The following is a 21433-nucleotide window of genomic DNA, read 5'->3' as shown; positions in this document are numbered from 1 at the left end:
GGAATCTCCGTTCAGGGGTTGGGGCTGGTGGACGGCGTGCCGTTGACGCGCGCGCCGCCGTGGGCGGGTTGGATCCGGACCGGCGCGAACCGGATGGTCTGGGCGCTGTCCGCCGAAGCCCCGCCGGGCGAGGCGGAGCCGTTCGGGCCCGATGCCCCGGTCGGTGCCCCGGTCGGTGCGCCGGTCGGTGCCCCGGTCGGTGCGCCGGTCGGTGCGCCGCCGACCGTCGGGAGGGTCGGGTTCACCCTGGGCAGCGGCGTGGTCGGTTCGGGGTCGTCGATCCCCACGTGCTGCCGGTACCAGCGGTGCAGTTCCGCCTTCGTGCGCTGCTCGGCCACCTTGGCCCACACGTCGATGGCGTGCACCGCTAGCTGGAGCTGCTGGTCGGCCACCAGTTTCGTGGTGTGCGCGTGCGCGGCGGTCTGCGCCGCCAGCCGCTGCCGCTCCACGTCCGCCTGCTGGTCGGCACGGGCCTCGGCGATGTCCCGGTCACGGTCGGCCCACACCTTGTCGTCGTTGTCCGCACCGTCGTCCGCGCGCCGCACCATCCGGTCGTACAGCGTCTCGGGCCCCAGGCCGGACAGCAGCTTCGCGATCACCGGCAGCAGTTCGACGCACAGGAACAGCAGGAACAGCGCCATGTGCGCCTGTGCCCCGCTCCGCCGCCCCTCGGTGATCCGGTCCAGCGCCTCCAGCCGGGCGAGCAGACCGGTGTCGGCCACCGTCGCGGAACTGCCGCGCTGTTCGAGGTCCGCCCGGTCGGCACGCAGCCGCTGGAGGTCGGCCTGCACCTGCGGCAAGCGCTTGCCGGCCTGCTCGGTCAGGTTGACCGCGCCGCTCTCCAGCCGCTCGGTGACCTTGGCGGTGATGTCGTCCAGCTCCCGCTGCGCCTTGTCGCGCGCGCTCTCCGCGTCGTCCGCGAGCCGCTTCTTCTGCCGGTACGACTCGCCGTCGCCCGGCACGCCGGTGCCGCACGTGCCGTCGAACTCGCACTGCGCCGACGCGTTGGCCTCCAGGAAGGCCTTCTCGGCGGCGTCCAGCCTGGACTTCGCCGCCTTGACGTCCGGGTCGTCGGACACCGTCGCGGTCGCCTGCCCGGAGACCACCGCCAGCAGCCGGGCCTCCTCGGTCTCCAGCTCGGTGATCTGCTGGTACGCCTCGTCGTACTTCTCCTGGTTGGCCTTGGTCGTCTCGGCCTGCATGGCGATCAGCTCGGAGTTGATCTCCGGCTCGAAGATCTTGAGCACCAGCGGCATCGAGATGATCGCGCCGATCACCGCGGCGAGCGCGATCCGGGGCAGCGCCGCGAGGATGTTCAGGAACAGGCCGTTGCTCCTGGTCATGGTGACGATCAGCAGCCGGTCCAGGTTGAAGATCACCACACCCCAGGCCAGCCCGGCGACCACCGCCGCGTACACCGGCAGCTCCAGGATCGAGTGCAGCGCGAAGAACGCCGACACGGCGGCGACGGTGGACGTGCTGAGCAGGACACCGCCCATCGCGGCGTGCTTGTTCACGTCGCCGGGACTCTTCTCCAACACCGACGTGCGGGCGCCGGCGAGTCTGGCGAGCGCCAGGGAAAGGCTCATCGGCCATCTCTTCCACGGTGGGTGCCGCCCGCGTCGAGTTCGAGGGCGGGCGATTCGGACAACATCGCGGGCAGGTCGAGGGGGAACCGCGCGAGCCACGGAGCCGGCAGCGGCGGCAGCGGCACGGTGTGCCCGCCGACGGCGGGCAGCGGCAACGGCGACCGCACGGCGGCGGGCCACGGCGGCTCGGGCACCGGCAGGAGAAGGCCGACCGGGTCCTGGTCCGGCCACGGGACCTGGGGCAGCGGCACCGGCAGCGTCGCCACGTCCGGCACGGGCACGACGGTCACCGGCCCGACCTCGCGCCGGTCCTCGCCGAGGTCGTTGAGCGCGCGCACCTCGATCGGGCCGGACCGCTCCAGCACCACCGACGTGGTGCCCCGACCGGGACGGCCGTCCACCCGCGTGGTCCGCGCCCCGGCGGTGACCTCGACGTGCCGGGCCTCGCGGGCCTCCCACTCCACGACCACCGACTGAGCGGACAGGACGAACGCCCGGTCCAGCCGCACCTCGCCGAGCACCGGCGGCGCGGCGGCCTGCCCGAGCACCCGCCGGAGGTACCGGACCCAGTCGCCGGCCGCCGGGCGGGCCCGCTGGTCCGTGCCGAGCGCGCGCCGCAACAGGTCCATGCCCTCGGCGTCGAGCACACCGACCGCGACGGCCGGGTCCGTGCCGGTGGAGGAGAAGTGGCCCGGGGTGAGGCACCGCAACACGAACAGGCCGAGCTTGTACTGGTCGGTGGCACGGCTGAGCACGCCGCCCTCGGGCGGCACCCAGTCGGGCGAGTCGAGCTGCCGCGTCCTCGACACCACGCCGGCCGGACGGACCGCGTCGCAGTCCAGGAACATCACCATCGGCTCGGCGTCGAGCCGGAACACCTCGTTCTTGGGGTTCAGGTCCCCGAAAACGATGTTCATCCGGTCGTGCAGGAACGCCAGCGCGGCGGCGAAGTCCCGGCAGATCCGCAGCCGCTGCTCGGGGGTCGGCGCCGGCCTGCCGACGCGCAGGGCACGCGCCTCGTCCACGAAGAGGTTCTGCACCTCGCGCAACACGCGCCGCTCCCCCGCGCTGCGCTGCACGAGGTCGAAGAACGGCGCGGGGATGCGCGGCATCAGCACACCGACCGCCTGCGCACCCGAGACACCGACCGCCTGCGCGGCGGAGACCACGACGCGCACCGGCCAGGCGGTCATCGCGTCGAGCCGGGCACGCAGGTCCGCGGGCAGCGCGGTGCGCGCGGCCACCACGCGCCGCAGCGCCTCGGGTTGGGCGTGCATCACGCGGTAGCGCTTGAACACCAGTTCACCGCGCACGTCGGGCAGCCGGAACCCGGGCAGGTCGTACACCGCCGCCTCGCCGCCGCTCCCCAACCGGACGCCCAATTCCCCCAGGTCCGCGAGGTCCACGGACATGGCGGGGTCGAGCACGGAATTGCCCATGTCACACCCCTTCACCAACGGCCGTCGCTTTATTCGTCCGAACACGGAAGCCCATTGCCCCCCAGGGCCGCGACACGTCGGTCGCCGACGGTCCGTGCGGTCATCCGGCAATCAACTGGGCCGGGACGCTACCGCAATCGGGATGGGCGGATCGCGACCATTCGTCGCGTTATCCGCAAAAGTAGTGTCAACCCGCGTAGGAAATCCGGATAATGCCGGGTTTCGCCGTCCGACCGTTACCGACCGTCACACCCACCACATGGGGAAACACACCTGAAGGCAATAGGGATAACGATTCGATCACCGCAATGCGCGGCCGGACGGTTCATCACTGCCGGTGGTGACGCGAATACGCGGCGATACGCCGGCGCGCACCCGAAAACCGTACAAAGTTTCACAATCGACCGAGAGCCGCGAATTCCATATCATGAAGAATGCGGTTCCGGGCCGCGGAAGGCCGCGGCGGTCATCGGTCAACAGGTCTTCATCGCCAGTCGGCACTCGGCGTAGGCGGGCGCTGCGGCGTAGTCGGGATCGGACCCTTGCTACGGTGACGCATGCTTTCGTTGCGGGCCAACGGTGTCCAGCTCGGTGTGGAGGTCTTCGGCCGCGATGCCGATCCGCTCGTGTTGCTGGTCGGCGGCACCACGATGCTCTCCTGGCCGGACGCGTTGTGCGAACGGCTCGCGGCCGGCGGACGTCGGGTGGTCCGCTACGACCTGCGCGACTGCGGGGGCTCGACGACCGTGGACCCGGAGGCGCCCGGCTACACGCTCCGCGATCTCGCCACCGACGCGGCGATGCTGGTCGCCGCGCTCGGCGCCGCCACCGCCCACCTCGGCGGCATCGGGGTCGGTGGGATGGTCGCGCAGGTCGCCGCACTCGACCACCCGGGCGCGTTCTCGGCGCTGACCCTGGTCGGGACGCGCCCGGTCGCGCCGGGCCCGGTCGATGACGATCTGCCCGACCACGACGCGGACGCGATGGGCGCGCTGTTCTCGCTCCCGACGCCCGAGTGGAGCGGCCGGGCCGCGGTCGCCGCGCACGCCGCCGACCGGGCCGTGCTGCTCGGCGACGACCCGGAGCGGGCGCGGGCGACCGCGGCGCGGATCTGGGACCGCACACCGTCGAGCGCCCCTTCGGCGCACGCGGCGAACCAGCTCGGGATGGTGTTCTCCCGACTCGACTGCACGCCGCGGTGGCGCGAGCGGCTCGGCGATCTGGCCGTGCCGACGCTCGTCGTGCACGGCCGCGCGAATCGGTTCTTCCCGGTCGGCAACGGCGAAGCGCTCGCCGCCCAGATCCCCGGCGCGCGGCTGCTCGTCCTCGATGACATGGCCACGGCACTGCCCGACTCGGCGGCCGGCGAGGTCGCCGCAGCCATGCTCGACCTGCCGAGCACGTGATCCACGAACACGGCTGCACCGCCGCCGCCCGGACAAGGGTCCACACCGCGCCGCTCGCCGCCGGTGCCACGTGCTGTCGGGGGTCAGACCACGCAGACTGCGCTCGCTTTCACGGTCGCCGAGTACAGGGAGGTGCTCGGGTGCTCGACGAGGTTGACGATCGAGTACCGCCAGCCGACGCAGTCGATGCCGACGGCGAGGACGGCGCCTTTCGCGCGCTCGGCGGCGAGCGTGATCGCCTCGTTGCCGCCTCGTGCGGTGGCGGTCTGCGTGGAGGACCGAGGAACCGTGTAGTCGGCGGCGGCGGCGGACGACACCGGGAGCAGTAAGGCCGTGACAACGCCGGCCGACAAGACGAGTGATCTCATGACCGCGATCCTGGCAGTCCGGCACACCGGCCGAAACGACCGTTTCGGGCAACGCGGACAGCCACGGTCCAGGTCTCTTCGACGGCGTCCGCGATCCGCCATTCCGTCCTGCCCCGCGGGCCGTTGCCGACGGGCCGACACCCGGGTGCCGGGAACCCGAACACTTCCACGCGGGAATGCGAGTCGGCATTGACCGAGTCGTCGGCACAACCGACAACCGGACTCCGACGGACTAGATTCGAGGCCGACGCTCAGCCGGGTAGGCCGGCACAGACCAGCCGCACGACGAAGAACGAGCCAAGGGGGCAACGCGCTATGCGAGGTCGGGCACGAGCAACCCGGACGAGATCGGTCGCGCTCAGCGTCCTGCTGACCGCAGGCCTGATCGCATCGGCACCCACCGCGGCGACGGCCGCCGGTTCGCCGACCAACATCAGCGTCGGGAGGAATCCGATCTCGGTCGCGGTCAGCCCGAACGGATCCCTCGCGTACGTCACGAACGCATACGACCGCACGGTGTCGGTCATCGACACCACGAGCAAGACGGTCACCGGCACCATCAACGTCGGCACGCAGCCCGAGGGCATCGCCTTCAGCCCGGACAGTCGCACCGCCTACATCGCGAATGTCGGCGACTACAACACCGATCAGGGCTCGGTGTCGGTGATAAATACCGCGACCAGCGAGGTCGTCAGCACTGTTTCGGTGGCCCCGCTGAAGTCCCCGCGAGCGGTCGCCGTCGCGCCGGATGGGAAAACGGCCTACGCCATCGGTTTCGACTACCTGTCGGTGATCGATACCGCGACCAACACCGTCAGCCCGGTCTATGTCGGCCGCAGCGGCGCGACGGACGTGGAAGTCACGCCGGACGGCTCCCGCGTGTACATCGCGGACTTCGACAGCAGGAGCGTCGTGGTCGTCGGCACCGCGACCAACAGCGTGATCGCCACCGTGCCGCTGGACACCGCTCCCAACCGGATCGCCATCACGCCGGATGGCCGGCGCGCGTATGTCACCAGCTACCAGGGCAACAAGGTGTACATGATCGACACGGCCGGCAACTACGTCGGGGCCGCCGTGGACGCACCCGTGAAGCCGCTGGACGTGGCCGCCGCACCGAACGGTCGCCAGGTCCACGTCACCGGTTTCGAGGGGCACACCCTGACGGCGATCGACGTGGCCACCAACACGGTCGCCGGCACAACGCAGGTCGGCCGCTACCCGTCGTCCGTGGCCATCACACCGAGCGGTACCGAGGCCTACGTGCTCCAGCAGGCGAACGAGTACATCTCGGTCATCGATATCGCCGGCGAGCCCGACGGCGATCGGCTGGCACGCGACGAGCGCCTGACCATCGGCCAGTCCCGGACGTCGCAGGACGGCAGGTTCCGGCTGATCATGCAGCCCGACGGCAACCTGGTGCTCTACACCGCGACCGGCGAGGCGCTGTGGCACACCCACACCTACGGCTCCGGCGCCACCTACGCGGCGCTCCAGACCGACGGCAACCTCGTCGTCTACACCCCCGCCGGTGAAGCGAAGTGGAACACCCGCACCGGGGGCACCGCGGCCGACCGCCTGGTCGTGCAGAACGATTCCAACCTCGTGCTCTACGGCCCCGACGGCATCCCCTACTGGCACCGCCGGCAGTAACCGACACGAGGACGACCCGCCGCCGCGATCAGCGGGTGATGCCGGACTCGTAGGCGAAGACGACGGCCTGCACGCGGTCGCGAAGGCCGAGTTTCGTCAGGATGCGGCCGACGTGCGTCTTCACCGTCCCCGGCGAGAGGTACAGCAGTTCGGCGATCTCGGCGTTCGACAGGCCGCGGGCGAGTTGTTGCAGCACCTCGCGTTCACGGCCGGTCAGCAGCGCGAGCTTGTCGTCGGGCGCCGGTGCGGGCAGGCCGGTGACGACACGGTCGAGCAGACGCCGGGTGACGGTGGGCGCGAGCGTGGCCTCACCCGCGGCGACGACGCGCACGGCGGAGAGCAGGTCCGGGGCCAGCGCGTCCTTGAGCAGGAAGCCGCTCGCTCCCGCCCGCAACGCGGCGTAGACGTACTCGTCGAGGTCGAAGGTGGTCAGCACCAGGACGCGGGTGCGGTACGCCGCGGTGATCGCGGTCGTGGCCTGGACGCCGTCCGTGCCGGGCATCCGGATGTCCATCAGCACGACGTCGGGATCGGTGCCCGCCACCAGTTCGACGGCCTCCGCGCCGTCGCCTGCCTCGCCGACGACCTCGATGTCGTCGGCGTTGTCCAGGATCATCCGAAGCCCGGTCCGCACCAGCGTCTGGTCGTCGGCGATGACCACCCGGATCGTCATGTCGGCAACGTCGCGCGGACGGCGAAGCCGCGGTCCGGGCGCGGGCCCGCGTCGAAGGCGCCGCCCAGGACGCTCACCCGCTCCCGCATCCCTTCGAGGCCGTGCCCGGCGCCGGACGGCGGTTCCGCCGCGCTGCCATCGTCGGTCACCTCGATCTCCAGTGCGTCGGGCCCGTACCGCGTCACAATAGTCACCGACGCCGCCGGGCCGGCGTGTTTCAGCACGTTCGTCAGCGCCTCCTGCACGATCCGGTAAGCCGCCAAGTCCACTGTGGACGACAGTGGTCGCGGTTCGCCCTCGACGCGGAACTCGACCGGCGTGCCCGCGGACCGGATGTCCGCGACCAGCCGCGGCAGGCGTTCGACGCCGGGTTGCGGCTCCCAGGCAGGCGAGTCCTGGCCGAGCGCGCCGAGCAGCCGCCGGATCTCGCTCAACGCCGTCCGCCCGGTGCCGACGATGGCGTCCAGCGCCTCCCGCGACCGCTCGGGCTGCCGTTCCAGTGCCGCCTGCGCGCCTTGGGCCTGCAACACCACCACCGAGAGCGCGTGCGCGACGACGTCGTGCAGTTCGCGGCTGATCCGCCCGCGTTCGGCGGCCACGGCCAGCGCGGCCTGGGTGTCCCGCTCGCGGACGAGATCGGCGGTCCGCTGTTCGAGCACCGACAGCCGGATCCGGCGCTGTCGGGTGTTCAGCCCGGCCAGCCACGCCACGGCCAGCGACAAGCCCATGCCCGGGAACCCGCCCCAGTCCTGGACCTGGTCGTCTTCGACGTCGGCGACCGGCGCCAGGGTGTCGATGATGATGATCCGCGGCGGCGGCTGAGCCGGCGGGCGCGAGTTCGCTTCGGCGGCGTAGCACGACCACGCCCCCGCGACGAGCAGGCTCGCGGCCAGCAGGGCGAGGGAATGCCGTCGTGGCCCCCACGCCGCGACGGAGAAGAGGCCGATCAGCGCCACCACGTCGACCGGGTGGACATCGTTGCCCATGGCCAGGTGCGCCAGCGCGACCACGCCGCCCGCCGCGAACGTGATCGTGGGATTGCGGTGCCGCACCAGCAGAGCGGCCAAGGCGACCAAGGACAGCAACCACCACCCGAAGCCCTCCGGGTCCTTGCCGCTGACCACAGTGGACAGTCCGACGAGTGCGGTCAGCCCGATGTCCACGGCCTTCTGGTGACGACTGAGTACGGCCAGCACCGGCCGAGCGTAGCCCGGAACCGGGCGCGGCGGATCCGTCCGGAGGCAGACATCGGCGTACGACCTGCGATAGACCGGCAGGGGCCGCGAGCGTGCTCTCCGGGCGATGCGCGACTACGACGCCACGCCGCAGGCTGGTGACGAAAGTCCGCCTACCGGAAGGAAGGTCCATGAGAAGGCTTCCCCGAGCGGCCCTCGCCGCCGTCCTGGCCATGGCCGCCGCAGCAAGCATGGCGAGCCCGGCCGCGGCGGCGCGGCGGCTGACGCTGCCACCGCCGACCGGGTCGCAGCCCGTCGGTTCCACCGACCTGCACCTGGTCGACGACTCGCGCGAGGACCCCTGGGTGCCGACGGGGCCGCGTGAGCTGATGGTGTCGATGTTCTACCCGGCCCTGCTGCCGATCGGCCCGCGGCGGCCGTACCTCACCCTGGCCGAAGCCGAGGCGTTCCTGACCGAGTCCGGCGTCCCCGACGTCGACCCCGCGCGGGTCGCCGAGGTGCGCACCAGCGCCCGGGTCGACGCCCCGCCCCGGCCCGGGAAACACGCGCTCGTCGTCCTGTCGCCCGGTTTCGGCAAGCCGCGCACCACGCTGACCGGGCTCGCCGAAGAGCTGGCCGGCCGGGGTTTCGTCGTCGCGGTGGTCGGCCACAACTACGAATCCCACGGCACCGCCTTCCCCGACGGCCGCCTCACCGGGTGCACCGCCTGCGGGTCCGACTCCACACTGCTCCCGCCGGTGCGCTCCGCCGACGTGTCCTTCCTCCTGGACCGGCTGACCAGGCCGTCGTCACCGTGGTCGTGGCTGATCGACCGGACGCGGATCGGGATGGCCGGGCATTCCATCGGCGGTTACAGCACGCCGACGGCGATGGTGGACGACCAGCGGATCCGGGCGGGCGTGGACATGGACGGCAGGCTGTGGTCGCCGATCCCCGCGTCCGGCATCGACCGGCCGTTCCTGTTCCTCGGCCGCGAGAGCCAGTACACCCCGGCCGGCCCGGACAAGACCTGGGCGGAAAGCTGGCCGAACCTGACAAGCTGGAAGCGCTGGATCAGCGTCGCGACCGCCGGGCACGCCTCCTTCACCGACGTCGGCGTGCTCGGCGAGCAGCTCGGCTTGGGCGAGCCCGGACTGCTCGACGGACTGCGCGGGATGGAGCTGACCAGGGCGTACGTCACGGCGTTCTTCGACAAGCACCTGCGCGGTGGCCACCAGCCGCTCCTGGACGGGCCGGTGGCGGACCACCCCGAGATCAAGTTCTGGAACCAGGGAAACCACGTCGACCCCGGTGAGTCCGTGTCAGAGCGGTGACTGCTCGGTGTCAGGGCGGTTCATGATCGTGGTCCTCGGTTGCGGCTCGGCGATCGCGGTCGAGCCGCAACCGAGGGGAGACCGCCTGGTCCCCCCGCTTCCAGCTCTCCGAGGAAGAGGACCATCCCGATGAACACCACCTCCGAGCAGGTCGAGCACGGCTGGGGCAAGGTCGCCGACGTGTTCCGGAAGAACTTCGAGGGCGACGGCGAGGTCGGCGCGGCGTGCAGCGTCTACGTGGACGGCCGGCCCGTGGTCAACCTGCGGGACGGCCTGGCCGACCGCGACGCCGGCCGGCCGTGGCGCGACGACACGATCGTCCAGGTCGCGTCCACGACCAAGGGCGCCGCCGCGATCTGCGCGCACATGCTGGTCCAGCGCGGTGAGCTGGACCTGGACGCCCCGGTGACCCGGTACTGGCCGGAGTTCGGCGCGGCCGGCAAAGAGGAGATCCCGGTGCGCTGGCTGCTGTCCCACCAGGTCGGCCTGCCGATCGTCGACGGACCGCTGACGTTCGAGCAGGCCTGCGCCTGGGAGCCGGTCATCCGCGCGCTCGAAGCGCAGAAGCCGCTGTGGCAGCCCGGCACCGAGCACGTCTACCACAGCGTCACCTACGGGTTCCTCGTCGGCGAGGTGGTGCGCCGGATCACCGGCAAGTCCCTCGGCACGTTCTTCGCCGACGAGGTCGCCGCCCCGCTCGGGCTCAGCGCCTGGATCGGACTCCCCGAAGAGCACGAGGACCGCGTCTCCCGACTGCACTACGCCGCACCGTTCAGCGTGGAGGAACTGCTCGCCGGAATGATCAATGTGACCGGGCTCGACGCCGACACGGTCACCGCATGGGTCAACGCCGTGTGGGGCGCGGACTCGGTCCAGGCCCGTGCCGGCGAACTCGGCGGCGCCCTGGACAACACGACCTCGTACTTCACCACGCGTGCCTGGCGCGCGGCGGAGTTCCCGGCCGCGAACATGATCGCCGACGCGCACTCGATCGCACGGATGTACGCCGCCACCGTCAGCGACGTCGACGGCGTGCGGCTGCTCACCCCGACCACGGTCGAGCGGATGACGGAGATCCAGACCGACAAGACGCCCATGCACGGCCTGCCGCCGGGGCTGGACATCCCGGCCGACCGCTCCTTCAACATGTCGCTCGGCTTCTGGCGGGCCTGCCCGCCCATGCCGATGACCGGACCGGGGTCCTTCGGCCACCCCGGCTCCGGCGGGTCGATCGGCTTCGCCGACCCCGACGCCCGCGTCGGCTTCGGCTACGTCACCAACCTGTGGAACTTCCGCCCGGACGACCCGCGCGCGGCCGACCTGTCCAAGGCCGTCCGCTCCTGCCTGGACTGACACCGAGACCGCCAGGTCACCAGGCGCCCGATCCCGGCGACGACCTCCACAGGTGCAGGGAACCGCCTGCCGCAACACAGTGCCGCCGCACACCGCTACCGGGCGCCCGACAGCGGTGCGCGGTCCGGCTTCCGGGCGGCGGTCGGGGGTTACGTCGTGGCGATCAGGAGTTGGGCGACCTCGTAACCCGACGGCCCCGGTGAGCGCGATGTCGGGTCGGGCGTGGCGTGGTCATCGAGCGTCGTCGGAATCCGGGACTGCGGTGGGAGGCCGTGGAGCCAGGAAGCGAGCGTGTGTCGGTCACGGGGGTGCTTCACCGCCCACAGGGGCATCGGGTCGGTGCCCGGACCGGGTTCCGGGACGGGCCAGCGGAGGACGTGGGTGAGGGCGATGACGCTGGTGGGCGCGAGGGCGTCGATGTAGTGGCGCAACACCGCTTCAGGCCGGTCATGGTCGGGCAGGGTGTCCAGGATGTCGACGGCCAGTAACCCGAGGGGCTGGGCCAGGACCTCTTGGAGTTCGGGCCGGTCGAGCAGAACCTCGGGACGGCGCAGGTCAGCCTCGACGGCCTGCGCGGTGGGGGTGTCTTCGAGCAGGAGCGTGGTGCTGGTCGTGGTGGCGGCATCGTTGTCGACGTAGACCACGGTGGCGTCGACCTGGCGGGCGCGGGCGAGTTGGTGAACGGCGCCCATGGTCGGCAGGCCGGCGCCGAGGTCGAGGAAGTGCCTGATACCGCGGTCGAGCATGTGGTGCACGGCGTGCCGCAGGAATGCCCGGTTGTGGCGGGCAAGCGCGCGCAGGTCGGGCACCCGGTCGAGGACGGCGACACCGGCGGCACGGTCACGGGGTGTGTGCAGTGTGCCGCCCAGGAACCAGTCGTGGATGCGGGCGGCGTTGGGTCTGGCGAAGTCGGCTGTGGCGGCATGGTCGTCGGTGGACACCGCAGCTCCTTCCGGCGTTGATCATCATAGGTGGGCGTCGGGCCGGGGTGGGTCACGACGAACGGCGCATAAGCACCGTGGACGGTTGAGGCCGGACATGACGGCCGTCGTAGCCGGATAGCCCATACGGTGACGGCCGTCACTCCGGTGGCCGGTAGGTCTGCGTGCTGTCCGTGCACCTTCCTCACTGGATCGGGTGAACCTGGTTCAGTCGGCATTAAGAAACCTCCACCGCGGAACTGATGAGAGTCGTACGGCCGTAGCCCGACCTGCAAGCGTTGGGCCCCGGCGACTCCATCGTCCCGAAGAGGTCCATCAGTGTCCGATCCGAGGTTCGCGACGTTCGTCGCGACCGGTTCGTTCCACACGTGCCCGCGCACGACCGCCACCGCCGGGCAACGGCGTTCCGACTGCCGACATCCGCGCCGCCGAACACGACTCTTAGCCCCGGGCCGACCGGCCCGGCAGCACACCGGACAGGACGGTGCCGGAACCCACCTGGCCGTCGCCGGCCGGAGGCCGTCACGGCGGTTCAGTTGCCCTCGTGGGGCGGGACGGGATGCTTCGCGGTGACAGGTCGGTCCGACCGTCGGGCGGAGTTCGCGGCGTTCTTCAACGACAACTACAAGCGCCTGCAGTTGCTCGCCGCGCGCCTGGGTGTCGCCGAATCCGACCGGGACGAGCTCGTCCAGGAAACCCTGAGCAAGGTGCTGGGGCGATGGGACGAGATCGAGGGGTCCGCGTACAGCTACGCCCGCGTCGTGTTGGCCAACGCGGTCAAGAAGGGACGCACGCGTCCCGGAGTGCGCCAGGTCCCGTTGGAGGAGCACCACCTGACGACTTGGGCGGACGAAGCGGACCGGCCGCTCACCGGCGAACTGCTGGAGGAGGGCATCGAGCAGCTCCCTTCGCGCCTGCAGACGGTCATGCAGCTCCACCTGGCCGGACTCGACAACGGTCGGATCGCCGCCGAGACGGGACTGGGCCGGAGCAGCGTGGCGACTTACCTGTCACAGGCCCGGAAACGACTCAGGGGGTTGATCGGGTCGGCGGGCGACGCCGCCGAGGCCGACCCTCACACCGCTGACGGAGGAGACGCGTGATGTTGCAGAGAATCATGTCCTGGTTGCCGGGCACCGAGCAGTTCCGGTTGCGCCGGTTGTTCACCTCCGACCTGGCCAAGCTGAAGAAGTTGTGGCCCCAGGCACCGTCGGAACAGGAGATGCAGGACATCCTGACCCGCCTGTTCGCCGAGGAAGCCCGAAACGCCGGCCGGGCGCCCGCGGAACCGGTCGACGCGGAGGTGCCGCACCCGCCGCGCCTCCCGGAGCAGGAGGGTGCCGACCGGCCGGTCAGGTTCGACGACACCGTGGCCGACTGGGTCGAGGCGGTCAGCAGGGGCGGCAACGTGCCGGTGCACCCACGCCAACTCCGCGACCGGCTCGCGCACCTGGGCCAAGCGCTGCTGGCGCACGCTTCCGACACTGCCGCGGAAGGCGTGTCCACCGAGCGGATCGGCCAGGACCTGGCGCGGGAGCTGCGGCTGACCTCCGACGCTTTCCAGAACGCGCTGGAACGGATCATCCCGTGGCTGGAGCGGGTGCAACGCCTGGCCGGCCGGGACCACCCGGTCGGGCGGGCGCAGGCCGTGGCCGCTCTCGTGGCCGGGTTCACCGACGGCGCCCGGGACCGGCTGTTCGACGAGCAGCGGACCGTCACCCACGCGTGGCTGGCCGCGCAGGACCACAACCTGGCCGCGCAGGTGGGTGATCCCGCGTTGTTCGACATCTCCTTCGCCGCCTCGCGCAGCCCTTGCGGGGTGCTCGACGGCGACGGGGTGGTGCTGGACGCGAACCCGGCGTTGCTGCGCCTGCTGCGCCGGACGCGGGCAGACCTGGTCGGCCGGTCGCTGTTCGAGACGGTCGCCGACGACACCGGGCGGCGGGCACTGGCGTCGTGCCTGGGCAGCGTCACGGCCGACCCCGGACGATCGCGCACCGCCGAGTTCGCCGTCGCCACGCCCGACGGGCACGTCATCGCCTGGGTCGCCGCCGCGCTGGCCCGACGCAGGAGGCACGAGGCGGGTGCGGGGCACCGTGACAGCCGTGATGCGCCGGGCTCCCGGAACGGCGTCCTGCTGATCCTGGAGGATGCCACCGAGTTCCACGCTTGGCGGCAGCACCTCCTTCGGGGGAACAGCCGCGACCACGTGATGAACCTGCACGCCCGCCGGCACTTCCTGCGCCTTCTCGGCACCGTCCTCGACCTCGCCTCGGCGCCGACCGGGGTGACCGTGTGCGCGCTGCGACTCGACGGACTGGCCACCGCCGGCGCCGCGCTCGGCCAACCGGCCGCCGACCGGATCGTCGCCACCCTGACCGACCGCATCACCGCGGTCCTGTCCGACCAGCAGGGCACCATCGCCGCCCGGATCGACCAGGACCGGTTCGCCGTCGCCCTGACGGACTCGCCCACGGGGGGCGCCGTCGGCGACGTCATCCGCCGCCTGCTCGACTGGACGTCGGCGCCGGTGTCCGTCGACGGCCACCACGTGGCCCTGGCGCCTGCCGTCGGGCTCGCCCGGGCCAACCCCGTGTCCACCGCCCACCGACTGCTGCTCGACGCGGAGACCATGCTCGACCGGCAACACACCCGGGTGTCACCACCCGACACCGTCACCTCGACCTACGACCACCACAGCGCCTACCGCCACCTCGTCCCGCAGATCCCCTACGCACTCGACCACCACCAGATCGGCCTGGCCTACCGGCCCATCGTCCGACTGCACGGCGGCGGTCTCGCCGGCGCCGAGGCCACCGCCGTCTGGCACCACCCCGAACACGGCACCATTCCGGCCGACGACCTGCTCGCCGAAGCCGAGGTCCTCGGTCTGTCGCACGACTACGGCCGCTGGCAGTTGGACGCGGTCGCCGCTCAGGCGAGCCAGTGGGCACGACGCCTCGGCGCCCTCGCACCCCAGATAACCCTCAACGTGTCACCGCGCCTCGCCGTCGAGGACCGCTTCCTCGACGACCTCACTGCCGTGCTGGACACCTACGACCTGCAACCGGACCGGATACTGCTGTCGATGCCCGAACAGGCGATCATCGACGCGAACGGGCGGTCACAACGACGACTCCTGCGGCTGAGCGGCATGAGCGTGCCGGTCGCGCTGGCCGGACGAGGCAACGACATCACCTCCTACGACCACCTCGAAAACCTCACCATCTCCACGGTGGTCATCTCCCCCGTGTACACCGCGGCCCTCAACTCGCCCGACCAACGGGAATCCGAGCACACCGTCGCCGCCCACCTGATCCGACGAGGACTCGACCTCACCCACACCGTCATGGTCAACGGCATCCACACGGCGGAACAGCTCCGCAGCGCCCGTCACCTCGACGCCCACCTCGGGCTCGGCGAGCACATCGGCGGCCCCCTGACCCCGGACCGCCTCGAAGCGCTCGTCCCACAACCCACTCCAGCAGCCTGACCACGGAGACCACCACCCCATGCCCACACCACACCCGAACCGGACCAGCACGACCAACCGCGCCCACAACGGTCCGAACAACCTGGTCATCCAGGTCGGCGCCGTCCATGGCCGCATCACCGTCCATCCGGTCCCCACTCCACCGACCTGCGCACAGCTCGCCGAACAGTTGGAATTGCTCGCGGAACTCTGGGGCAAGGCCGACACCTCGGACCGCTCCACACTCGACAACGTCAACACCGCGTTCACCACGCTGTTCACGATGATCGGCAGTCTTGAGCGCGAACCCGACAGCGCGCGCACGATCCCCTCGCCGCTGCTCGATCTACGCACCACGACCACTCAACTGCTGCACGCGTTCACAGCGTGGCGGCAACGTCGGTGAGCACGGCCGCCGTCATGGCCGACGCGGCGCGCGGGCCGACCATGCCTGGCGGGTAATCGCGGCGACCCTGGTCGTCGAACGCGGAGAACCGGCAAGTCCGACCGAAGGCCGGGGCGGGCGACTGGGGGAAGGGCACCCGCCCCGGGGGTCGAGCGGCGCTGGACTGGGGGTTCGGCGCCGCTCGGGCTTCTCCGGTCGGTCAACCGGCGTCGTTCGCCGTGCGGCGAACCGTGCTGCGGCGGTCTTCGACGTCCCGCCAGCGGTCGCCGTAGACGACCTCGGTGATCATCGGGTGTCGCAGGAACTCGTGCGGGAACCCGAGGGAGGGTGCGCCGACCTCGTCCAGGCGGGCGAGCTGGTCGCCGTCCAGTTCGACGTCCAAGCTGCCCAGGTTGTCCAGCAACTGGGCCTCCTTGGTCGCGCCCAGCACCGGGATCACCACCCCCGGCCTGCTGCGCAGCCAGGCCAGCGCGACCTGCGCCGGTGACCAGCCGCCCTCCTTGGCGACGGTCACCACCTGACGGACGACGTCGTCCGCGTTGTCGCCCTTCGGGTTCCACGACTCGACGCGGCTGAGCCTGCCCTCGTTCGCGTTGTCGAGGTACTTGCCGGTCAGCGCGCCCTCGGCGAGCGGACCCCAGGCGAGCACGGCCAGGTCCAAGGCCCGGGACATCGGCAGCAACTCGCGCTCCGCGGTGCGGCCCAGCAGGTTGTAGCGAAGCTGCACACCGGCGAACGGAGTCCAGTCCTTCAGCTCCGCCAGGGTGTTGGCCTGGGCGATCTCCCACGCGAACCAGTCGGACGCCCCGACGTAGCGCACCTTGCCGGCGCGCACCTGGTCGTCCAGGGCACGCATCACCTCGTGCACCGGGGTGAAGGTGTCGCGGGCGTGCACCCACAGCACGTCCACGTAGTCGGTGCGCAGCCGGCGCAGGCTGGCTTCCAACGAGGACACCAGGTTCTTGCGGTGGTTGCCCGCCGAGTTGACGTCACCGGCGCGGGTCATCGAGGTGTACTTGGTGGCCAGCACGTACTCGTCGCGCCGACCCTCCAGCAGTTCCCCGAGGATGGTCTCGGAGGTGCCGTCGGTGTAGTTGTCGGCGGTGTCGATGAAGTTGCCACCGGCCTCGGTGTAGCGCTCCAGGATGCGGGCGCTGGTGTCACGGGCGGCTCCCCAGCCCCAGTCGTCGCCGAACGTCATGGTGCCCAGGCACAGCTCGGACACGCGCAGACCAGTCCGGCCGAACAGGGTGTAGCGCACGGTCTTCCCTTCGTCGTGGCGTAGAAGGAGGTCGGGTCATGGCGTAAAGGCGGTCGTGGCGTGAAAGGCGGTCGGGTAGTCGCGTAAAGGCGGTCGGGTCGTCGCGTGGAAGGCGGTCAGGCCCGCGCCGGTGTCAACGCGGACAGCTCGGCGAACACGTCGTCGCCCAGCTCGACGGTGGCGGCGGCGCAGTTCTCCTCCAGGTGCGCGAGCGACCCGGTGCCGGGAATCGCCAGCACCACGGGAGAGCGGTGCAGCAGCCACGCCAGGGCGAGCTGTGCGGGCGTCGCCGCGGTCTCGGCGGCGAGGCGTCGCAGCACGCCGTCCGCCGCGGCGAGCTTGCCGGTGTCCAGCGGGAACCAGGGCAGGAACGCGATGCCCTCGCGCTCGCAGTGCTCCAGCACGTCCTCGTGCTCCCGGTCGGCGACGTTGTAGCGGTTCTGCACCGAGGCGATCGGGGTGACCGCGCGAGCCCGCTCCAGTTCGGCGACGCTCACCTCGGACAGCCCGAGGTGCCGGATCTTGCCCTCGTCGCGTAGCTCGGCGAGCGCGCCGACCGACTCCTCCACCGGCACCCTCGGGTCGATGCGGTGCAACTGGTACAGGTCGATGACGTCGGTGCCGAGCCGGGACAGGCTGCCCTCGACGCCCGACCTCAGGAACTCCGGCGTGCCGTTGGGCGTGAGCTGCTGGGAACTCGGGCGGTGGATGCCGCCCTTGGTCGCGAGCACCAGCTCGTCGGGGTAGGGGTGCAGCGCTTCCCGGATCAGCTCTTCGGAGACGTGCGGCCCGTACACCTCGGCGGTGTCGATCAGGTCGACGCCCAGCTCGACCGCGCGGCGCAGCACGCGGATCGAGTTGTCGCGGTCGGCCGGTGGGCCCCAGACACCGGGTCCGACCACGCGCATGGCGCCGAAGCCGAGCTGGTGCACCGGCAGGTCGCCGCCCAAGGGGAAGACGGCACTCGCGGCGGCGGGCCGGTCCGCACCGGTCCTCGTGGTGGACATCGGGATTCCTTCCTGTCGTGCCTGCGCCGGTGCGTTCACGCGGCCTGGCGGGATTTGCCGATCAGGGCGGGTACCAGCAGGAGGGACACCAGGGACAGCACCGGGCTGGCGACCATCGCCCAGGTGAACGCGGTGCTGTAGCTCTCGGCGTCGGTGGCGCTGCCCAGGACGGCGAAGAAGATCAGGCCGATCACCGCGACGCCGAACGCCACGCCGATCTGCATCAGCGTCTGGATCACACCGGAGGCCGAGCCCGCGTCGCCCTCGGGCACGTCGTGCAGCGCCGCGCCGATCAGCGGGCTGACGCCCAGGCCCTGCCCCAGACCCACGACGAACAGGGCAGGGGCGAGCAGCCAGCCGGTCATGCCCGACCCGGCGACGATCACGCACACCAGCAGGGCGATGTTCCCGACCACGTTGACCGCGTAGCCGACGCTGAGCACGTGGTCGCCGATCCGCCGCTGGATGCGGGGCGCCAGGATCGAGCCGAGGCCGAAGGCGACCGCGAGCGGGCTGAAGGTCAGGCCCGCGTACAGCGCCGAGTGGCCAAGGCCGTTCTGCAGTTGCAGCGGCAGCAGGAAGAACAGGCCGCTGTTGCCGGCGAAGAAGACCAGCGCGATGGCGTTGCCCGCGCTGAAGCTGCGGATGCGGAACAGCGACGGCGGCACCAGCGCGAACCGGCCGCGGTCGGTGCGCCGCTGCTCGTAGGCGACGAACAGGGCCAGTGCGGGTGCGGACAGCACCAGCATCACGATGATCCACGCGGGCCAGCCGAACTCGCGGCCCTGGATCAGCGGGACCGTCAGCAGCGCCAGGGTGAGGGTCAGCAGGCCCAGACCCGGCAGGTCCAAGCGGGGGCGGACGGCGGCACGGGTGCGCGGCAGCGACATCGCCGCCAGGGCCACGGTCGCGAGGCCCACCGGGACGTTGATCAGGAACACCGTGCGCCAGCCCAGGCCGAACAGGTTCGCCTCGACCAGCACACCGCCGATGAGCTGGCCGGCGATCGAGGCCAGCGAGATCGTCGCGCCGTACACGGCGAACGCGGTCGCGCGCTGCCTGCCGGTGAAGCTGAGCTGGAGGATCGACAGCACCTGCGGGTACAGCAGGGCTGCGCCGACCGCCTGCACGACCCGGAAGACCACCAGCATCAACGGGTTCGGGGCCAGGCCGCAGGCCAGCGAGGCGACGCTGAACAGCACCGCGCCGACGAGGAACAGCTTGCGGTGGCCGTGGATGTCGCCCAACCGTCCGGCCAGGACCAGCAGCAGGCCGTACACCAGCACGTAGCCGCCGATGATGAGCTGGATCTCGGCGAACGTGGCCGACAGGTCGGCGCGGATCGCCGGCGTGGCGACGTTGACGATGAAGTCGTTGAGCATCGACAGGAACGTGCCGGTCATGACCGCCACCAGCATCAGCCACTGGCGGCCGGTCAGCCCTCTGGCCGAGGCGGCTGCCGGATCGGAGCCTGCCGTCGTGGTGGGGGACGCGGACATGGCGGAACACCTCTCGCTGGATGGGATTTCCTGTTGTCGATCGTGGTGGCGGTCCACCCGGTGAACAACCGCGGAGTGGGCAACGCCCGGTAAGCTGGACTTAACGATCCCGGGGAGGTCGACGTGGAACTGCGCGAAATCGAGTGCTTCCTCGTGCTCGCGGAGGAGATGCACTTCCGGCGGACCGCGGAGCGCCTGCACCTGTCACCCGCCCGGGTGAGCCAGACGATCCGGCTGCTCGAACGCCGGGTGGGTGCGGCGCTGTTCGAGCGCACCAGCAGGCGCGTGCGGCTGACGTCGCTCGGGGAGCGCTTCTACCAGGAGGTCCGCCCGGCCTACCAGGAACTGCACCGCGCGTTCGACCGGGTCTCCGCCGCGGCGCGCCAGGTCGACGGCGCGCTGCGCCTCGGCTTCCTCGGTTCCGCCGCCAACGAGCTGACCGCCGACATCCTGGGCCGCTTCCGGTCCCGTTACCCGGCGTGCCTGGTCACGTTGAGCGAGGTGCACTGCGCGGACCCGTTGGGGCCGCTGCGCTCCCAGGACGTGGACGTGCTCATCACCCGGCTGCCGGTGCGCGAGGCCGACCTGACGGTGGGACCGGTCCTGCTCTCCGAGCCGCGGATGCTCGCCGTGCCGCGCGGCCACCGGTTCGCCCGGCGCGAGTCCGTCAGCGTCGAGGACCTGGCCGAGGAGGTCGTGGTCGACGTCGCCGGACCGGCTCCGGACTACTGGTGGGAGTTCCACGCGCCCGCCCGCACGCCGAGTGGGCGGCGCGTCCCGCGTGGTCAGGCCGTGGCCACGTTCCAGGAGCTCCTGGCGCAGGTGGCTGCGGGTTTGGGCGTGTCGCCGGTGGTGGAGTCGGTGTCGCGCTACAACGCGCGGCCGGACGTGGTGCTGGTGCCGGTCCGCGACATGCCGGACTCCGAGGTGGCGCTGGTGTGGCGCACCGCGGAGGAGACCGCGCTGGTCCGGGCGTTCGCCGAGGTCGCGGTCGAGGTGATCGGCGAGTCGCGGCTGCACGCCGTGCCTGCCTAGCGCCATCCCCCGACCCGTCACCCGCCCCACCTCGCGACCCGACACCCCCTCGACTTCGCGGCCCGTCACCCGCCCCATCCCCCGGCCCGACACCCGCCCCACCTCGCGGCCCGTCACCCGCCCCACGTCAGCTCGCCGCCGCCGCACCGTCGCCCCGTTCGAAGTGCGCGAAGTACTTCAGCGCGACCAGCCCCGCCTGAAGGCGCGACTCCAGGCCGAGCTTGGTCAGGATCTTGGCCACGTGCGCCTTCACCGTGCGCTCCGAGAGCGCCAGCGCCCCGGCCACCGCGCGGTTCGACAGCCCGTGACCCAGCAACCGCAACACGTCCAGCTCGCGCGGGCTGAGTTGCGACACCCGCGGCACCGCGGCGCGCAAGGCCGCGACCGCCTCCCCCGGGTGCGTCCGCGCATCGCCCCAGAGCACCTCGTCGCGGTGGTCCGCCACCACCGCCGGGTCGACCAGCACCAGGTCGGTGTCGCCGCGCTCGCAGTACTCGCGGGCCGCGTCCAAGTCGTCCACCTGCGCGACGAGCACCGCGTCAGGGACGTTGCCCAGGACCTCCAGCAGCCCCGTCCGGCTCAGGTACTTCCTGCTCACCACTACCGATCGCACAGCACCTCCACATGGGATGACGCGTCCGGAAAGGGAATGGGATTTCCCCCAGAAGAAAGCCCGATGTCGGACATGTAACTCCACCGCACGATTCCGGTCAATGTCCTCGGGAAGCTGTGACGCTAATACTTTTTGCCCATCGCGATCGTCCCAAGGTACTTCCCGGATTCGTCATTCCGCCCGTTGTCGGCAGTCCTCGGTAATTGCCA

Annotated in this window: 19 protein-coding genes; 8 read left to right on the top strand and 11 right to left on the bottom strand. The window is 71.2% G+C overall.

Going from position 1 to position 21433, the window contains the following annotated elements; genetic code table 11:
- Positions 1-11: 11 nt before the first annotated feature.
- Both ACQPZF_RS11935 and ACQPZF_RS11930 read right to left on the bottom strand, forming a co-directional pair.
- Positions 12-1589 (bottom strand): DUF4407 domain-containing protein, encoded by a 1578-nt coding sequence (locus ACQPZF_RS11935; protein ID WP_433271267.1) that lies wholly within the window; start codon positions 1587-1589, stop codon positions 12-14.
- The gene (locus tag ACQPZF_RS11930) at positions 1586-3028 is read right to left on the bottom strand and encodes a hypothetical protein (RefSeq protein WP_433271264.1); all 1443 of its coding nucleotides are present in this window, start codon (positions 3026-3028) and stop codon (positions 1586-1588) included. The genes ACQPZF_RS11935 and ACQPZF_RS11930 overlap by 4 nt, the downstream gene beginning before the upstream one ends.
- Before the next feature lie 557 nt (positions 3029-3585).
- Here ACQPZF_RS11930 and ACQPZF_RS11925 point away from each other — a divergent pair.
- On the top strand, positions 3586-4434 hold the full coding sequence (locus tag ACQPZF_RS11925; protein WP_433271262.1) for an alpha/beta fold hydrolase: 849 nt from the start codon (positions 3586-3588) through the stop codon (positions 4432-4434).
- A gap of 83 nt (positions 4435-4517) precedes the next feature.
- Here the strand turns inward: ACQPZF_RS11925 and ACQPZF_RS11920 are convergent, their stop codons facing one another.
- Both ACQPZF_RS11920 and ACQPZF_RS11915 read right to left on the bottom strand, forming a co-directional pair.
- A complete protein-coding gene (locus ACQPZF_RS11920; RefSeq protein WP_433271260.1) occupies positions 4518-4802 on the bottom strand; it encodes a hypothetical protein in 285 nt (94 codons plus the stop codon).
- A gap of 251 nt (positions 4803-5053) precedes the next feature.
- Entirely contained in the window at positions 5054-5329 is a 276-nt protein-coding gene (locus tag ACQPZF_RS11915; RefSeq protein WP_433271257.1) for a hypothetical protein, read from the bottom strand.
- Here ACQPZF_RS11915 and ACQPZF_RS11910 point away from each other — a divergent pair.
- Positions 5319-6455: a hypothetical protein gene (locus tag ACQPZF_RS11910; RefSeq protein WP_433271255.1), complete on the top strand. Its 1137-nt coding sequence runs from the start codon at positions 5319-5321 to the stop codon at positions 6453-6455. The two genes, ACQPZF_RS11915 and ACQPZF_RS11910, sit on opposite strands and share 11 nt — an antisense overlap.
- 28 nt (positions 6456-6483) lie before the next feature.
- On the opposite strand, the gene ACQPZF_RS11905 is transcribed toward ACQPZF_RS11910, so the two are convergent.
- Together ACQPZF_RS11905 and ACQPZF_RS11900 are read right to left on the bottom strand one after the other, a co-directional pair.
- Complete coding sequence (locus ACQPZF_RS11905) at positions 6484-7128, bottom strand: response regulator (RefSeq protein WP_433271253.1); 645 nt, start codon at positions 7126-7128, stop codon at positions 6484-6486.
- A complete protein-coding gene (locus ACQPZF_RS11900; protein ID WP_433271251.1) occupies positions 7125-8324 on the bottom strand; it encodes a sensor histidine kinase in 1200 nt (399 codons plus the stop codon). Before ACQPZF_RS11900 ends, ACQPZF_RS11905 begins: the two co-directional genes overlap by 4 nt.
- A 170-nt stretch (positions 8325-8494) precedes the next feature.
- Here ACQPZF_RS11900 and ACQPZF_RS11895 point away from each other — a divergent pair, with 170 nt between their 5' ends.
- Entirely contained in the window at positions 8495-9637 is a 1143-nt protein-coding gene (locus tag ACQPZF_RS11895; protein WP_433271249.1) for an alpha/beta hydrolase family protein, read from the top strand.
- 129 nt (positions 9638-9766) lie between these two features.
- On the top strand, positions 9767-10990 hold the full coding sequence (locus ACQPZF_RS11890; protein ID WP_433271247.1) for a serine hydrolase domain-containing protein: 1224 nt from the start codon (positions 9767-9769) through the stop codon (positions 10988-10990).
- Between the two features lie 149 nt (positions 10991-11139).
- Here ACQPZF_RS11890 and ACQPZF_RS11885 read toward each other — a convergent pair whose 3' ends face one another.
- Entirely contained in the window at positions 11140-11931 is a 792-nt protein-coding gene (locus tag ACQPZF_RS11885; protein ID WP_433271245.1) for an SAM-dependent methyltransferase, read from the bottom strand.
- 569 nt (positions 11932-12500) lie between these two features.
- On the opposite strand from ACQPZF_RS11885, the gene ACQPZF_RS11880 reads away from it, so the two are divergent.
- From ACQPZF_RS11880 to ACQPZF_RS11870, 3 genes are read left to right on the top strand one after another with little or no spacing between them, the layout of a single operon-like run.
- Complete coding sequence (locus tag ACQPZF_RS11880) at positions 12501-13034, top strand: RNA polymerase sigma factor (RefSeq protein ID WP_433271243.1); 534 nt, start codon at positions 12501-12503, stop codon at positions 13032-13034.
- On the top strand, positions 13034-15424 hold the full coding sequence (locus ACQPZF_RS11875; protein ID WP_433271241.1) for an EAL domain-containing protein: 2391 nt from the start codon (positions 13034-13036) through the stop codon (positions 15422-15424). The genes ACQPZF_RS11880 and ACQPZF_RS11875 overlap by 1 nt, the downstream gene beginning before the upstream one ends.
- Before the next feature lie 19 nt (positions 15425-15443).
- The gene (locus ACQPZF_RS11870; protein ID WP_433271239.1) at positions 15444-15809 is read left to right on the top strand and encodes a hypothetical protein; all 366 of its coding nucleotides are present in this window, start codon (positions 15444-15446) and stop codon (positions 15807-15809) included.
- A gap of 199 nt (positions 15810-16008) precedes the next feature.
- Here the strand turns inward: ACQPZF_RS11870 and ACQPZF_RS11865 are convergent, their stop codons facing one another.
- The 3 genes from ACQPZF_RS11865 to ACQPZF_RS11855 form a co-directional block, all read right to left on the bottom strand.
- Positions 16009-17070, bottom strand: coding sequence for an aldo/keto reductase (locus ACQPZF_RS11865; protein ID WP_433271237.1), 1062 nt, complete (start codon positions 17068-17070; stop codon positions 16009-16011).
- 116 nt (positions 17071-17186) lie between these two features.
- Positions 17187-18077 (bottom strand): aldo/keto reductase, encoded by an 891-nt coding sequence (locus tag ACQPZF_RS11860; RefSeq protein WP_433271235.1) that lies wholly within the window; start codon positions 18075-18077, stop codon positions 17187-17189.
- Between the two features lie 35 nt (positions 18078-18112).
- A complete protein-coding gene (locus ACQPZF_RS11855; RefSeq protein WP_433271233.1) occupies positions 18113-19576 on the bottom strand; it encodes a DHA2 family efflux MFS transporter permease subunit in 1464 nt (487 codons plus the stop codon).
- A gap of 123 nt (positions 19577-19699) precedes the next feature.
- Here ACQPZF_RS11855 and ACQPZF_RS11850 point away from each other — a divergent pair, with 123 nt between their 5' ends.
- Positions 19700-20611, top strand: coding sequence for a LysR family transcriptional regulator (locus ACQPZF_RS11850; protein ID WP_433271231.1), 912 nt, complete (start codon positions 19700-19702; stop codon positions 20609-20611).
- Between the two features lie 127 nt (positions 20612-20738).
- Here ACQPZF_RS11850 and ACQPZF_RS11845 read toward each other — a convergent pair whose 3' ends face one another.
- On the bottom strand, positions 20739-21209 hold the full coding sequence (locus ACQPZF_RS11845; protein WP_433271229.1) for a response regulator transcription factor: 471 nt from the start codon (positions 21207-21209) through the stop codon (positions 20739-20741).
- Positions 21210-21433 lie beyond the last annotated feature (224 nt).

The sequence above is a fragment of the Actinosynnema sp. CS-041913 genome (assembly GCF_050942485.1).
Taxonomy (GTDB): Bacteria; Actinomycetota; Actinomycetes; order Mycobacteriales; family Pseudonocardiaceae; genus Actinosynnema.
Note: the sequence above shows the minus strand (reverse complement) of the source record. Positions and strands in the feature narration are given on the sequence as shown.